This window comes from Mesorhizobium sp. WSM4819 (genome assembly GCF_055811215.1).
The window spans coordinates 1-14,674 of sequence record NZ_JBVVQO010000058.1 but is presented as its reverse complement, the minus strand read 5'-3'; the positions used below and the strand labels follow the sequence as shown (position 1 = coordinate 14,674).

13 protein-coding genes and 1 tRNA gene are annotated in these 14,674 nt (G+C 63.8%); 8 read left to right on the top strand and 6 right to left on the bottom strand.

Going from position 1 to position 14,674, the window contains the following annotated elements; translation table 11 throughout:
- Nucleotides 1-202: 202 nt before the first annotated feature.
- The 4 genes from AC0L18_RS31020 to AC0L18_RS31005 all read right to left on the bottom strand — a co-directional run bounded on the left by AC0L18_RS31020 (nucleotide 203) and on the right by AC0L18_RS31005 (nucleotide 3,138).
- Nucleotides 203-442, bottom strand: a complete 240-nt coding sequence (locus AC0L18_RS31020) for a Trm112 family protein (RefSeq protein ID WP_473495540.1) — start codon at nucleotides 440-442, stop codon at nucleotides 203-205.
- A gap of 252 nt (nucleotides 443-694) precedes the next feature.
- Nucleotides 695-1,366 (bottom strand): LON peptidase substrate-binding domain-containing protein, encoded by a 672-nt coding sequence (locus tag AC0L18_RS31015; RefSeq protein WP_128187761.1) that lies wholly within the window; start codon nucleotides 1,364-1,366, stop codon nucleotides 695-697.
- A gap of 183 nt (nucleotides 1,367-1,549) precedes the next feature.
- Nucleotides 1,550-2,548, bottom strand: a complete 999-nt coding sequence (gene trxA, locus AC0L18_RS31010; protein WP_473495539.1) for a thioredoxin — start codon at nucleotides 2,546-2,548, stop codon at nucleotides 1,550-1,552.
- A gap of 92 nt (nucleotides 2,549-2,640) precedes the next feature.
- Complete coding sequence (locus tag AC0L18_RS31005) at nucleotides 2,641-3,138, bottom strand: prolyl-tRNA synthetase associated domain-containing protein (RefSeq protein ID WP_473495538.1); 498 nt, start codon at nucleotides 3,136-3,138, stop codon at nucleotides 2,641-2,643.
- Nucleotides 3,139-3,371: 233 nt separating this feature from the next.
- Here AC0L18_RS31005 and AC0L18_RS31000 point away from each other — a divergent pair.
- Nucleotides 3,372-3,446, top strand: a tRNA-Gly gene (locus AC0L18_RS31000).
- Here the strand turns inward: AC0L18_RS31000 and AC0L18_RS30995 are convergent.
- Both AC0L18_RS30995 and AC0L18_RS30990 read right to left on the bottom strand, forming a co-directional pair.
- A complete protein-coding gene (locus tag AC0L18_RS30995) occupies nucleotides 3,435-3,656 on the bottom strand; it encodes a hypothetical protein (RefSeq protein WP_473495537.1) in 222 nt (73 codons plus the stop codon). The genes AC0L18_RS31000 and AC0L18_RS30995 overlap by 12 nt on opposite strands.
- A 162-nt stretch (nucleotides 3,657-3,818) precedes the next feature.
- Nucleotides 3,819-4,688: a helix-turn-helix domain-containing protein gene (locus AC0L18_RS30990; RefSeq protein WP_473495536.1), complete on the bottom strand. Its 870-nt coding sequence runs from the start codon at nucleotides 4,686-4,688 to the stop codon at nucleotides 3,819-3,821.
- A gap of 106 nt (nucleotides 4,689-4,794) precedes the next feature.
- Between AC0L18_RS30990 and AC0L18_RS30985 the strand changes: the two genes are divergently transcribed.
- The 7 genes from AC0L18_RS30985 to AC0L18_RS30955 all read left to right on the top strand — a co-directional run bounded on the left by AC0L18_RS30985 (nucleotide 4,795) and on the right by AC0L18_RS30955 (nucleotide 14,526).
- The gene (locus tag AC0L18_RS30985; protein ID WP_473495535.1) at nucleotides 4,795-6,066 is read left to right on the top strand and encodes an ABC transporter substrate-binding protein; all 1,272 of its coding nucleotides are present in this window, start codon (nucleotides 4,795-4,797) and stop codon (nucleotides 6,064-6,066) included.
- 207 nt (nucleotides 6,067-6,273) lie between these two features.
- Nucleotides 6,274-7,134, top strand: coding sequence for a carbohydrate ABC transporter permease (locus AC0L18_RS30980; RefSeq protein WP_473495534.1), 861 nt, complete (start codon nucleotides 6,274-6,276; stop codon nucleotides 7,132-7,134).
- Nucleotides 7,131-7,997, top strand: coding sequence for a carbohydrate ABC transporter permease (locus AC0L18_RS30975; protein WP_023802708.1), 867 nt, complete (start codon nucleotides 7,131-7,133; stop codon nucleotides 7,995-7,997). Before AC0L18_RS30980 ends, AC0L18_RS30975 begins: the two co-directional genes overlap by 4 nt.
- 7 nt (nucleotides 7,998-8,004) lie before the next feature.
- Nucleotides 8,005-9,090 (top strand): ABC transporter ATP-binding protein, encoded by a 1,086-nt coding sequence (locus AC0L18_RS30970; RefSeq protein ID WP_473495533.1) that lies wholly within the window; start codon nucleotides 8,005-8,007, stop codon nucleotides 9,088-9,090.
- A 130-nt stretch (nucleotides 9,091-9,220) separates the two neighbouring features.
- The gene (locus tag AC0L18_RS30965; protein ID WP_473495532.1) at nucleotides 9,221-11,254 is read left to right on the top strand and encodes an aldo/keto reductase; all 2,034 of its coding nucleotides are present in this window, start codon (nucleotides 9,221-9,223) and stop codon (nucleotides 11,252-11,254) included.
- 367 nt (nucleotides 11,255-11,621) lie between these two features.
- Nucleotides 11,622-12,566, top strand: a complete 945-nt coding sequence (locus AC0L18_RS30960; RefSeq protein ID WP_473495531.1) for a MurR/RpiR family transcriptional regulator — start codon at nucleotides 11,622-11,624, stop codon at nucleotides 12,564-12,566.
- A 190-nt stretch (nucleotides 12,567-12,756) separates the two neighbouring features.
- Complete coding sequence (locus tag AC0L18_RS30955) at nucleotides 12,757-14,526, top strand: flavin-containing monooxygenase (RefSeq protein ID WP_473495530.1); 1,770 nt, start codon at nucleotides 12,757-12,759, stop codon at nucleotides 14,524-14,526.
- The last annotated feature ends 148 nt before the right edge of the window (nucleotides 14,527-14,674 follow it).

The following is a 14,674-nucleotide window of genomic DNA, read 5'->3' as shown; positions in this document are numbered from 1 at the left end:
CCTGAATGCCCGGCGGGACAGCGCCCCCCTCTGCCCTGCCGGGCATCTCCCCCTCAAGGGGGGAGATTGTCTGTCGCGGCCGGCCTCGGCAATCTCCTACGTCGTAGGAAAGGCGCTGCAGGCGAAGCTGCCGATCTCCCCCCTTGAGGGGGAGATGGCCGGCAGGCCAGAGGGGGGTGCGAGCGCCGACACCCGAATATGTTCAGGACGGCCCGCTCAACCGCGGCGGCGGCAATCCGTCGTCGAAGGGGAGCGAGCGTGCTTCCGAAGGCAGCATGATCGGGATGCCGTCACGCACCGGATAGGCAAGCCGTGCGACCCTCGAGATGAGCTCGTTGCGCTCCGGATCCCAGCTAAGCGGTCCCTTGGTCAGCGGGCAGGCCAGCAATTCCAGCAGCCTGGGATCGACATTGACCTTCTTTCCCTCACGCCCATCCACCATTTTGTCAGTCCTCTCGTTCGTCCTCAGTCTTCGTGCGTTGACGCTGCCCCTCACCTGCCTGCCGGCATCCTCTCCCCGTACGTGACGGGGAGAGGGACGCTCTCATCGGTGGTTTCGCCAATCACCCGCGTTGCAGAACGTCCGCCAAGGCTGCCGACAGCCCCTTCTCCCCGTCCCTATACGGGGAGAAGTGCCCGGCAGGGCGATGAGGGGCGGCGCCGACTTCCGCAATTGGCTTCTTTTTCCACCCTTCTACTGCAAGCTCGAGCCGAAATCCTCGTTCTCGCGTGCCAGCGCCATTTCGGTGATGGCGATCAGGGTTTCGGCGCGTGTCTTCAGGTCGGCCGCTTCGAGCAGCGCCTGTTTCTCGGCCGGCCCGTAGGGCGCCATCATCGACAGCGCATTGACCAGCATGGCGTTTTCGGCGCGGCTGACGCTTTCCCAGTCGGCTTCAAGATCGTTGGCCTGCAAATAGGCGCGAAATGCCTTGAGCAGCGCCGGCCGGTCGATCTCGGCCTCGGCTTGATCTTCGTCGAGATCGGTGAGAAAGGGTGCAAACCGGCACTGGCGGAAGGGCGTCTTGACCACAAGCTCCTGCACGATGCGGAACCGGCACACACCTTGCAGCGAAATCAGGTAGCGGCCGTCGCCGCTCTCGGAAAGCGCGATGATACGGCCGGCGCAGCCGACATTGCAGAGCGCCGGCTCGCCGTCGGGACGCCGCGCGCCGTCGAGGCTGGGCTGTATGACGCCGATCAGCCGCGATCCGGCGATCGCCTCATCGACCATCTCCAGATAGCGCGGCTCGAAAATGTTGAGCGGCATGCGGCCGCCCGGCAGCAGCAAGGCCCCTTCAAGCGGGAAGATCGGCACCGTCGGCGGCAAATCCGTATCGAGCCGGTAATGCGCGTTTCCCGCCTGCACTTCAAACCTCCGCTCGCTCCCTCAAGAAGCGCATCAAGCCCGCCCATCCCTTCGCAACCTGACCAAAATCGTCACCAGGCCCAAAATCGTCACCAGGCAAAGAACGGATCGGTCAGGCCTCCTAATCTGGCGCAGCCGTTGTCGACCGCAAGGCCATCAGGCAAAAACAGCTTGGTGCTGCGCTCAGGAAAACAGCAGCGACGACAATTTGCGCCGCGCCGCCAGCGTTGCCTCGTCAGTCATGCCCCAGGCCTCGAAGAACTGCAGCAACTGCGTCTTGGCGCCGTCGTCGTTCCACGAGCGATCGGCTTTGACGATCGCCAGCAGATTGTCGGCTGCGGCCATGCGCTCGCCGTTGGCGTTCTGGATCATGGCAAGCTCGAAACGTGCCTGATGATCGCCGGGGTTCTCGGCCAGGCGCCGCTCGAGCTCGGCCGGATTGCCAAGTGCTTGTGCCTGCGCGGCGAGAGCCATCTTGGCGCGCACGGCGGCGAGCGGCGGCGCATCCTTTTTTGCTTCCGGCGCCCGCGCCAGCACGGCTTCGGCACCCTCGGCATCGCCGGCCTCGAACAGCAGATCGCCCAGCCCGGCAATCGCCTCGATCGTCTCCGGCGCCTGTTCCAGGATCGCGTCGAAAATGTCCGCCGCGGTCTGCACATCGCCGGCGGCGCGCGCCTCCGCGGCCGCGGCAAGCGCCTCGGCCACCTGCGGCGCACCATTGCCCTTGCCGCCGACCTTCTGGATGAAGGCGGCGATCTGGCTCTCGGGAATGGCCCCCATGAAACCGTCGACCGGCTGGCCGTCCTTGAATGCGATGACTGCCGGTATCGACTGGATGCCGAGCTGTCCGGCGATCGAAGGATGGTCGTCGATGTTCATCTTGACCAGCTTGACCTTGCCGCCGGCGGCGGTGACCGCCTTTTCCAGCAGCGGCGTCAGTTGCTTGCAGGGCCCGCACCATGGCGCCCAGAAATCGACCAGCACCGGCTGACGGCGCGATTCCTGGATGACGTCGGCGGCAAATGCTGCCGTCGTCGTCTCCTTGATGACGTCGGCAGCGACAGGCGGGTCGCCAAGCGCGACTTTCGCGGGGCTTGCCTCAGTGCCGCCATACTGCACAGTGGTGGCATACTGTCCGCCATTGCTGCCAAACGGGCCGCCAAATTGATTGTTGTCGCTCATCTCGTGCCCTTTCGGTCGCCGCCCGGCCGCCAGCCCGGCGCAACATCCTTAATTCTCACTCAGAAGTCGGTATATCGTCATCCATGTGGCGATCATGCCGTGACTTTCAAGATAACAGCATCATGCCCGGTTGCCTCGACGAATTTGACCAGGTCGGCGGCGGCGATCGATGTCGTTGCCTCGTTGGTCAGCGGATGGGCGTTGATGACGGCATGGCGCATCAACTCCTGGTCGAGAACGACCTTGACCCGTAACTGCGTGTCGTTGATCAAGCCGAACACGGTGACCGCCCCCGGAACGACGCCGAGAAGCTCCATCAGCATCTCCGGCTTGCCGAAGGACACGCGCCCGGCGGCGCCGATGATTTGGTGGATCTGCTTGAGATCGACCACCGCCTCCTCATCGACGCTGACCAGGAAGAAATTGTCCTTCCTGTCCTTGAGGAACAGGTTCTTGGTGTGCCCGCCGGCGATTTCCCCGCGCAGCGCCTGCGAATCGGCGACCGTGAACAGCGGCGGATGGCGCAGGATCGAGACCTCGATCCCGAGATCGGCAAGAAAGGCGAAAAGCTCGGCTTCGGTTTTCGGCATGTCGTTTCTGTCGGACTTTCTTGTTGTCGCGCGTTTGGATCATGCCGTTTACGGCCAATGACGCGGCCGAGACAAGACCGTTGCGCGGCAAGGCTGCCGATTGCGTTCCTGTCCGCGCCAGGGAAGGCTGGTTTGCGCCGCCGGGTGCGGCCCAAAAAACCTGCGATTTCCCTGTTGCAATCGCCGCGCCCTTCAGCCATATAGGCTCGGCTTGCGGCCCAAAAGCCGCGCGAGCGGGTGTAGCTCAGGGGTAGAGCACAACCTTGCCAAGGTTGGGGTCGAGCGTTCGAATCGCTTCACCCGCTCCAGTTTCCCAAGCGGGAAACAAGCATCGAAAAGCCGCGGTTCGCCGCGGCTTTTTCGCTTTTGGGCTGCACGGCACCAGCCAGCCGACGCCGAATAAAATTGCAAATCATGTGTGCGCGGCGGCGCATCGTAGCATCGAGATTCTTGGTCGGTTGGCGGGCTCCTTCATCTGTTCGGCCGATGCCCTGGGCCAAGAAAAAGCCGACATTCAAGTCCGATCCTAAGGGATCCCCTGGAACGGTCCTGCCCCTACAGACGGTCCAGAAAGCACCACCGGCCTCAGGGCCGGTGGTGCATTGTTGCGTGGGCGCCAAACCAAACCGTGACCGCCTTGATGTTCGGCGCCCGGGTCCCGGCCATGTCTTGTGCATCGACTATCGGGCGCCCGCGCCTCTGCGAAAATCCGACGGCGACATGCCGGCCAGCTTGCGGAACGACTTGTTGAAGGCGCTGAGCGAGCCGAAGCCGGAGTCCATGGCGACGCGCAGCACGTTGGCGTCCTGGTGCATCAGCAGCGCCTGGGCGTAGCTGAGCCGCAACAGATTGACATATTCGTTGAGCGTCATGCCGGTCGACTTCTTGAAAACGCTCATGGCGTATTTGGGATGGATGTCGGCCGCCGCCGCGATGTCGACGCAGTCGATGTCGTAGAGGAAATTCTCGGCGATGAAGTCGCACATGCGCCCGACATTGCGCAGCGATTGCTGGTCGAAGGGGCTGCCTGCTTCCTGCTCGATCGGCGTTTCGGGCACCAGCCGGTAGGGTTCGAAGCGCACCCGCTCCAGCCGCAGCAAGAGTTCGTTGACGGCGTGCTCGGCCTTGCCCGCATCGCCCGAGCGGACGTAGCGGTTCCAGCGCTCGAAATTGTCGCTGTCGGACCGGTCGGTGGCATTGGTCACCAAGGTCGCGCCGGTCATCAGCCGGTTGCGGACTTCGGCGGGCAGGTGCAGCCGGAAGAAGTGCACCAGCGGCAGATGCGCGCCGGCATAGACGGCATCGTCCGACGCATCGTCCATCTGGTGCGGCAGGCCGCCCCAGAACAGGCACATGTCGCCGGCCGAAAGCGCGATCTCGTGCTCGTCCATGCGGTAGTGCACGGCGCCGCGGACGATGAAATTCACCTCGACCTGGGCATGCCAATGCGGCTTCAGCATCACCAGGGGCTGGGTGTGAAACATCTGCAGCAGCAGCGGCAGACCCTCCACGCTGCTGGCGCCGGGCTGGTAAAACGGCCTTTCCGGCATCTTACTTTCCGCCCATTCTTTATTCCCTTTGTCGCGGACAAGCCTTCGCCAGCGCCTAGTCTAGCCATGCTCGCGAAGAGAGAGCAAATGAAATGGGAGGATTTCAATGCGCATCACACTGACCTGCGCCGCGTTCGCGCTTGCCTTGGGCTCAGCCCCGGCCTTTGCGCAATCCGGCGAAATCACGATCTGGAGCTGGAACGTCGCCGCTTCGTCGCTGAAGGCCACCATAGAAGGTTTTAACAAGCAGTTCCCCGACATCAAGGTCACGGTCCAGGATCTCGGCAACCAGCCGACCTATGACAAGTCGATCGCCGGCTGCGCCGCCGGCGGAGAGGGGCTGCCGGACATCGTGACGATCGAGAACGGTGAGGCCGAGAACTACTGGAGCCAGTTCCCGGACTGCTTCGTCGACCTCCATACGCTCGGCTATACCGCCGAAGACCAGGCAAAATTCCCCGATTTCAAGCGCACCGAGCTCGAAGTGGAAGACAAGGCCTATGCGATGCCGTGGGATTCCGGCCCGGTGGCGATGTACTATCGCCGCGACTTCTATGAGAAGGCCGGCGTCGACCCGACCTCGATCAAGACCTGGGACGATTTCATTGCCGCCGGCAAGAAGATCCAGGAGGCCAATCCCGGCGTGACGATGACCAACGCCGATTTCAACGGCGACTCCGAATTCTTCCGCATGATCGCCAACGAGCAGGGCTGCGCCTATTTCGCCGCCGACGGGCAGTCGATCACCGTCAACCAGCCGGGCTGCGTGGCGTCGATGACCAAGATCAAGGAGATGAAGGACGCCGGCATCATCACCTCGGCCGATTGGGGCACCAAGATCACCAACAACACCGCCGACAAAGTCGCCAGCCAGATGTATGGCGGCTGGTACGAGGGCACCCTACGCACCGAGTCGCCCGACGGCAGCGGCAAATGGGGCGTCTACCTGATGCCGAGCCTCACCGCCGACGGCCCGCGCGCCGCCAATCTCGGCGGTTCCTCGCTCGCCATCACCTCGGTGTCGAACAACAAGGAAGCCGCCTACGCCTACCTGAAATACTCCCTCGCGACCAACGAGGGCCAGATAGCGATGCTGAAGGGTTTTGGCCTGGTGCCGTCGCTGATCTCGGCGCTCGACGACCCCTATGTCTCCGAAGGCCAGCCCTATTGGGGCGGCCAGGCGGTGTGGAAGGACATTCTTGGCACCTTGCCGAAAGTCGTCCCCAGCCGCGGCACGCCGTTCCAGAGCGACGCGGAAATCATCGTCCGCGCAGTGCAGACCAAATATCTCGGCGGCGGCTACCCCGACGCCAAGGCGGCGCTCGACGATGCCGCAAGCCAGATCGCCTCGGCGACCGGCCTGCCGGTCGAAGAGTGATCTGAACGCGACTCCCCTTCTCCCCTTGTGGGAGAAGGTGGCCTCGCGAAGCGAGGTCGGATGAGGGGTGTTCCAGGAACACCAACGTCTCATTCCGTCCAGCACCCCTCATCCGTCTTGGCGCTGCGCGCCAATCCACCTTCTCCCACAAGGGGAGAAGGCAAGGCAGGCCGGTAAACCTAGAAACGGGAAGCGAAGGAGGCAACGATGCGCTATCAGAACGCCACGGCGTACCGCTTCCTGGCGCCCTATCTGCTGATCTTCTCGATCTTCTGGCTGTGGCCGATCATCAACTCCTTCCTGATCTCCTTCCAGGCGACGCGCACCGTGCCGTGGCGGTTCGCGCCGACCTTCAACTGGGGCCGGCTGATCGGCGACCCGGCCTTTTTCAACGCCTTGAAGAACACGCTGCTCATCCTCGCCATCCAGGTGCCGGTGATGATCACTTTGGCGATCGTCATGGCGGTGCTGCTCAATTCGCCGCTGCTCAAGGCCCGTGGCCTGTTCCGCTTCGCCTTCTTCGCCCCGGTCGTGGTCGGCGAAGTCGCCTATTCGGCGGTGTTCCGGCTGATGTTCAATCTCGACTACGGCATCATCAACAAGCTGCTGAACAGCGTCGGCCTGCCGCGTATCGACTGGTTTTCCAACGTCACCCCGGCGATGGCGGTGATCATGATCGCGGTGACCTGGCGCTGGGCCGGCTACAACGCTATCATCCTGCTCGCCGGCCTGCAGTCCATCCCCCAGGATGTCTATGAGGCGGCGACGCTGGACCGCGTCAGCAAGCTCAAGCAGTTCTTCTACATCACCCTGCCGCTGCTCAAGCCGATCATCGTGTTCTGCGCCGTGCTGTCGATCATCGGCACCATGCAGCTGTTCACCGAACCGTTCCTGATCACCGAGCGCGGCGGGCCGGGCGGCGGCACCGAAACGCTCGGGCTGCTGCTTTACCGCCAGGGTTTCAGGTCGCTCAATTTCGGCTACGCCTCGGCCATCGCCTACACCATGGCCGGGCTGGCGATCGCCATCTCGCTGGTGCAACTGTGGCTGACGAGGGAGCCGAAATGAGCTCACGTTCCGCTTCGAGCCGTTCCTCCTCCAGCCGCTCCTCCTCCAGATTGGGACGCAGCATCGCGCTGCATCTCTTCCTGACGCCGCTGGCGCTGATCTGGCTGTTTCCGCTGTGGATGATGGTGATCTTCTCGACCATGCCCGACAGGGGCATTTTCAGCCCCAGCATCGAGCTTTTGCCGCACGGCAGCTTCCTCGACAACGTCAACAACCTGCAGCGCGACACCAATTTCATCGGCGCCATCGGCATCTCGGTCTCGGTGGCGGTGACCTATACGTTCCTGTCGGTGCTGCTCACCTCGATGGCCGGCTGGGCGCTGGCGCGCTACCAGTTCTTCGGCAAGGGCGTCGTCGTCGCGATCATCCTCGGCACCATCACGCTGCCCTATGCTGTCGTGCTGATCCCGCAATTCATCATGGTGGCGCGCGACTTCAAGCTCGCCAACACCTGGGTGGCGCTGATCGTGCCGCCGCTGTTCAATTCGCTCGGCGTGCTGTTCATGCGGCAGAGCTTCTCGATGATGCCGGGCGATCTGTTCGATGCCGCTCGCGTCGAGGGGGTCAAGGAATGGCGGATCTTCCTGTTCGTAGCGCTGCCGCTGGCGCGGCCGATGCTGGCGGCGCTCGCCATCATCCTGTTCCTTGCCTCCTGGAACAATTATCTCTGGCCGCTGCTGATCAATTCCAAGCCCGGCGCGATGACGGCGCCGGTGGCGCTCGGCACGCTGATCGGCCTCACCAAAGTGTCGTGGGGCGGCATCATGGCGGGCGCCGTGATGCTCACCGTGCCGATGCTCGTCGTGTTCGTGCTCTTGCAGCGCCATTTCGTCGCCGGCATTGCCGCCGGCGCCATCAAATAGGATCAGCATGGCAGCGGTCACACTCAAAAATGTCGTCAAGCGCTTCGGCGTCTTCGAGATCGTTCACGGCGCGAACATCGACGTCGACGACGGCGAATTCGTCGTCTTCGTCGGCCCCTCCGGCTGCGGCAAGTCCACGCTGCTCAGGATGATCGCCGGGCTCGAGGACATCAGCGGCGGCGAGATCGCCATCGGCGGCAAGGTAGTGAACAATGTCGAGCCGGCCGACCGCGGCATCGCCATGGTGTTCCAGTCCTACGCGCTCTATCCGCATATGAGCGTCGAGCAGAATCTGAGCTTCGGGCTGAGGATGAACGGCAACCCGAAAGCCGACACTGAGCGGCGGGTGAAGCGGGCCGCCGAGATCCTGCGCATCGCCGAGCTGATGACGCGGCGCCCGCGGCAATTGTCGGGCGGCCAGCGCCAGCGCGTCGCCATCGGCCGCGCCATCGTGCGCGAGCCGCAGGTGTTCCTGTTCGACGAACCGCTGAGCAATCTCGACGCCGAGCTCAGGGTGCAGATGCGGGTCGAGATCTCGCGCCTGCATAAGGAGCTCGGCGTCACCATGATCTATGTGACGCACGACCAGACCGAAGCAATGACGCTGGCCGACAGAATTGTCGTGCTCAACGCCGGCAATATCGAGCAGATCGGCGCGCCGCTCGATCTCTATGACGACCCCGCCAACCGCTTCGTCGCCGGTTTCGTCGGCTCGCCGAAGATGAATTTTCTGGCGGCACAGGTGATCGGCAACGACGGCAATGCAACGCTCCTCGAACTCGCCAACCATGGCGGCGCTCGGCTGCAGAAACCGCTGTCGGGCGCCCCGCCTGCGGTCGGCGCCGAGGTCGTGCTCGGTGTGCGGCCGGAGCATTTCTTCGAGGCCGGCGAAGGCGATTGCGACATCGCCGTCAAGGCCGATGTCGCCGAGCACCTCGGATCGGTGAGCTACGTCTATGCCAATGCCGGACCAGAGGAACTGATCATCGAGCGCGAGGCGTCGCGGCAGCGGGCGACTGGCGACCACATGGTGGTGTCGATCAAGGCTGGCCAATCGCTTCTCTTTGACAAGTCAGGTGCTCGCATTCGCTAGCGCCCAAAAGCATGCCCTCGGGCGTGAACCGAGGGTGCGCAGCGGTTTGGGACAACGCCATGCACACCAAGACACGCAATTTTTCTTTCACCAACTCGCGACGCCGAGGCGACCCCAAGGAGATCCAGGAATGACGTCCGAACCACAAAAAATCCGCTGGGGCATTCTCGGGCCCGGCACCATCGCCAAGGCCTTTGCCGGCGGCGTCGCCCATTCGCGCACCGGCACATTGGTCGCCATTGGTGCGCGCAATCCCGGCAAATCAGGCCTCGCTGAAAACTTCCCCGGTGCCCGCATCCTCGACGGCTACGAGGCTCTGCTCACCGATCCGGACGTCGACGCAGTCTACATTTCGACGCCGCATCCCAGCCACGCCGAATGGGCGATCAGGGCGGCCGAGGCCGGAAAACATGTGCTTTGCGAAAAGCCGATGGGACTGACCGCTTTCGAAGCGGACGCGATGATCCATGCGGCGCGCAGGGCCGGCACCTTTCTCGGCGAGGCCTTCATGTACCGGCTGCATCCGCAGACGGCAAAGCTGGTCGACCTCGTCAGGTCCGGCGCAATCGGCGAGGTGCGCATGGTGAAATCGAGCTTCGGCTTCGCCATGCCTGGCTTCATGCCGGAGCACCGGCTTTACGCCAACGATCTCGCCGGCGGCGGCATTCTCGACGTCGGCGGCTACCCCGTTTCGATGGCGCGGCTGATTGCCGGGGCCGCATCGGGAAAGCCTTTCGCCGAGCCGGACAAGGTGGCGGGTGCGGCGCATCTCGGCCAGTCCGGCGTCGACGAATGGGCTTCGGCGCTGCTGCATTTTCCCAACGGCATCGTCGCCGAAGTCTCCTGCGGCATCTCGCTCGCCCAGGACAATGTCCTGCGCATCCTTGGTACCAAAGGCCGCATCGAGGTCGCGGATTTCTGGTATGCGAGCGGCAGGGAAGGCGGCACCGGCGAGATCCGCATCATCCGTTCAGGCGGTGAGGAGGTGGTCGAGGTCAGGGAAGACCGCTGGCTCTACGCTTTCGAGGTCGACGCCGCCGGCGAGGCGATCCTGGCCGGAAAGCAGGAGTTTGCCTGGCCGGGCATGGGCTGGGCCGACAGTCTCGGCAATCTGCGTGTGCTCGACAAATGGCGTGCCGCCATCGGGCTCGAATACGAGATCGAAAAACCCGAAAAACGCGTCGACACCATTTCTGGCCGGCGGCTGCGCTCCGGCGGCACCATCATTGCGAAGCGCGAAATTCCGGGCCTGCCGCGGCCGGCCTCGTGCCTGGCGCTCGGCTTCGAGGATTTTCGCACCTTCTCCTCCGGCATGATCCTGCTCGATGCCTATTTCGAAGCCGGCGGCAACGTCTTCGACACCGCCTTCATCTACGGCAGCGGCTACACCGAAACGCTGCTCGGCCAATGGCTGAAAAACCGCGGGGTGCGTGAGCAAGCGGTAGTCATCGGCAAGGGCGCGCACACCCCGCTCTGCTATCCCGATGTGATCGGCAAGCAGCTCACCCAGTCGCTCGACCGGCTGCAGACCGATCATGTCGACGTCTATTTCATGCACCGCGACGATCCCGACGTGCCGGTCGACGAATTCGTCGATGCGATGGACCGCGAGGTCAGGGCTGGCCGCATCCGCGGTCCGTTCGGCGGCTCGAACTGGGCGAGGGAACGCATGGACGAGGCGATTGCCTATGCCGAGCGGACCGGCAAGCAGAAGCCTGGCGCGCTTTCGAACAATTTTTCGCTGGCCGAGATGCTGGTGCCGATCTGGCCGGGTTGCGTCACCTCGTCGAGCGACGAATGGAAGGCCTGGCTGACCGCCCGGCAGATGCCCAATTTCGCCTGGTCGAGCCAGGGACGGGGTTTCTTCACCGGCCGCGCCGGGCGTGACCAGCGTGACAATGAAGAACTGGTCCGGGTCTGGTACTCCGAGAAGAATTTCGGCCGCCGCGACCGGGCGATCGAGCTCGCCAACCGGCTGGGCAAGAGCCCGATCCATGTCGCGCTCGCCTACGTCCTGGCCCAGCCGTTCCCGTCCGTCCCGCTGATCGGACCACGCACGCTCGACGAACTGGAGGACAGCCTGCAGGCCCTCGACATCGCGCTTTCGCCCGACGACATTGCGTGGCTGGATAGCGGATCGGATCAGCATCGACGCACGGGCTGAGGGGGGCATCGCTGCCCTTTCCTTCTCCCCTGGTGGGAGAAGGTGGATCGGCGCGCTGCGCCGAGACGGATGAGGGGTGCTGGACGGAGTGCGTCAGTGCCAAGCTGGAGCACCCCTCATCCGTCGCCTTCGGCGACACCCTTCTCCCACACAGGGGGAGAAGGGGAGGCGCGCGTCCCGTAACTCTCCAACTTGCGGTCGAACGGCGACCACGGCTCTAGTCATCGAGATCGTCTGCACCGCGACTACAGTGTTGTTTGAATTAGCTTTTCTATTTCTTGAAAAGCTTGTTGCTTTCCTACATACTTCGCAAACCGGCCACGCAAGCATGATAGAGGTCGAGCTCCACAAACGGCGGGGATGAGTCATGACCGAAGCTGAAGGCCATGCACGATTGACCTCGGACGGCGGCCCGGATGGACGCGATCATATCAGGCGCATCCCCGACATCATTTCGCTGGTCAAGGATTCTTACGGTGAATTGCGCCCGGCGGAGCGGCGCGTCGCCGATGTCGTGCTCGACGATGTCAAATTCGCGGTCGACGCCTCCAACGCCGTCCTCGCCCAGCGCGCCCAGGTCAGCGAACCCACGGTAACCCGGTTCTGCCGCGCCATCGGCTGCGAAGGGGTTCGCGATTTCAAGCTGAAGCTGGCGCAGAGCCTGGTCGTCGGCGCGCTCTATCTGAGCAAGCCGCCGCCGCTGAACGGCGACAATGGCATGCCGTTCTGGAATGCCGTGTTCGGCGAGGCCCGCCGGGCGCTGCAGGAGGCCGAACGGCAGCTTGATCCGGCGCAGCTGCTGAAAGCCGCCGAGCTCATCGCCAAGGCGCGCCAGGTCACGGTGTTCGGCCTCGGCGGCAGCTCTTCGGCGCTGGCGCAGGAGACCCAGTACCGGCTGTTCCGCTATGGCATCACCGTCGTCGCCCAATGCGACCACTATCTGATGCGGATGACCGCCTCGACCCTGAAGCCCGGCGACCTGGTGATCGCCATTTCGGCGACCGGACGCACCCGCGAAGTGATCGAGGCCGTCGAGCTGGCCAAGCATTACCGCGCCAATGCGATCGGCGTGACCGCGCCCGATACCGAGCTTGCCCGCGCCTGCGACGTCAGGCTGACGGTGGCGGTGCCCGAATATCCCGACACGCTGAAGCCGACCGCCTCGCGCTTCGCCTTTTTGGCCGCGATCGACCTGATGGCGGTGGCGGCAGCCTACAAGCTCGACGGCTCGGCCCGCGAAACCGTCCGCCGCATCAAATACAACGCCCAGATCCACAGGACGGGCAAGGAGATGGAGCCGCTGGGAGATTGAGCAGCGCGGCTACTTGCCTTCTCCCCTTGTGGGAGAAGGTGGCCGCGAAGCGGCCGGATGAGGGGTGCTCCAGCTTGGCACCAACGGCACTTCGGCCAACACCCCTCAACCGTCTTGGCGCTACGCGCCAATCCACCTTCTCCCACAAGGGGAGAAGGAAAGAAGCTGCGCCGACTCGAAGGAGAAAAAAATGCTCGACATGGCACCCTCAAAACAGGCGGCCTGCTGGCTTTCCTCTCTCTCCCGCGCCCTCGAGGCGGGGGACGCCGCGGCCGCGACCAATCTGTTCGTCGAGGACTGCTACTGGCGCGATCTGCTGACCTTCACCTGGAACATCAAGACGATGGAAGGCCGCGCGGCGATCCGCGACATGCTGGATGCCACTCTGGCGGCGACCAGGCCGACCGCCTGGCAGCTCAGTGGCGAGGCAAGCTCGCACGAAGGCATGATAGAGGCCTGGTTCAGCTTCGAGACGTCGTCGGCCTGGGGCCAGGGCATCATGCGCTTGGCAGACGGCAGATGCCGGACGCTGTTCACGGCGATGAGCGACCTCACGGGTTTTGAGGAGCGCAAGGGACCGGCGCGGCCGCAGGGTGTCCGCCACAAGGCCGACCCGGACCGCGAGACCTGGGCCGAGGCGAGGGCGCGCGAGACGCGTGATCTCGGTGCCATTGAGCAGCCCTATTGCCTGGTCATCGGCGGCGGCCAGGGCGGCATTATGCTGGGCGCACGGCTGCGGCAACTCGGCGTGCCGACCATCGTCATCGAGAAGAATGCGCAGGCCGGCGATTCCTGGCGCAACCGCTATCGCTCGCTCGTGCTGCACGATCCGGTCTGGTACGACCATCTGCCCTACATCCCGTTTCCGGAGAACTGGCCGGTGTTCACGCCCAAGGACAAGATGGCCGACTGGCTGGAAATGTACACGCGCGTCATGGAGCTCAATTACTGGACCTCCACAGAATGCATCAGCGCGTCCTACGACGAAGCCAAAAAAATCTGGACGGTCGAGGTCGAGCGCGCCGGCGAGCGCATCACGCTGATGCCAAAACACATCGTCTTTGCGACCGGCGCCTATGGCCCGCCGCGGCAGATCGACCTGCCGGGCGCCGCTGCGTTCCAGGGCGAAATCCTGCATTCCAGCCAGTATTTTAGCGGCGAGACATTCCGCGACAGACGCGTCGCGGTCATCGGCGCGGCGAGTTCGGGGCACGATGTCGCCGTCGACCTCTGGGAGAGCGGCGCTGCGGTGACCATGATCCAGCGCTCGCCGACGACGGTGGTGAAGTCAGACACGCTGATGGAAGTCGGCTTCGAGATCTTTTCGGAAAAGGCGCTGGCCCGCGGCATCACCACCGAAAAGGCCGACATGATCGTGGCCTCGACGCCGTTCGCGCTGCTGCCGCAAAGCCAGCGGGCGCTGTACGACATCATCAAGGCGCGTGACGCGGCCTTCTACGACCGCTTGCGCGGTGCCGGCTTCGCCATCGATTTCGGCGACGACGAGACAGGGCTGCTGATGAAGGCCTACCGCACCGGCTCGGGCTACTATATCGACGTCGGCGCGTCCGATCTGATCATCGACGGCGAGATCGGCGTCCGCAGCGGCGTCGAGATCAAGTCGCTGACGCCAACCGGAATCCTGTTCGACGACGGCAGCGAACTGGCGGCCGACGCGATCATCTCCTGCACCGGCTACCAGTCGATGAACGAGACCGTGGCGGCGATCGTCTCGCGCGACGTCGCCGACGAGGTCGGGCCGTGCTGGGGGATTGGCTCGGGCGTGAAAGGCGACCCGGGACCATGGCAAGGCGAATTGCGCAACATGTGGAAGCTGACGGCGCAGGAAGCGCTGTGGTTCCACGGCGGCAATCTGGCGCTGTCGCGCTTTTACTCGAAATATGTGGCGCTGCAGATCAAGGCGCGGATGGAAGGGATGGCGACGCCGGTCTATGGGTAGCAGCGCTCCTCTCCTTCTCCCCTTGTGGGAGAAGGTGGATTGGCGCGCAGCGCCAAGACGGATGAGCAACAGTGCTTCAAACGGAAGTCGGATTCCAGGGTTTGTTGGTGCGCACCATAGCGTTGAGGGTTGTGATGAGCTTGCGCAT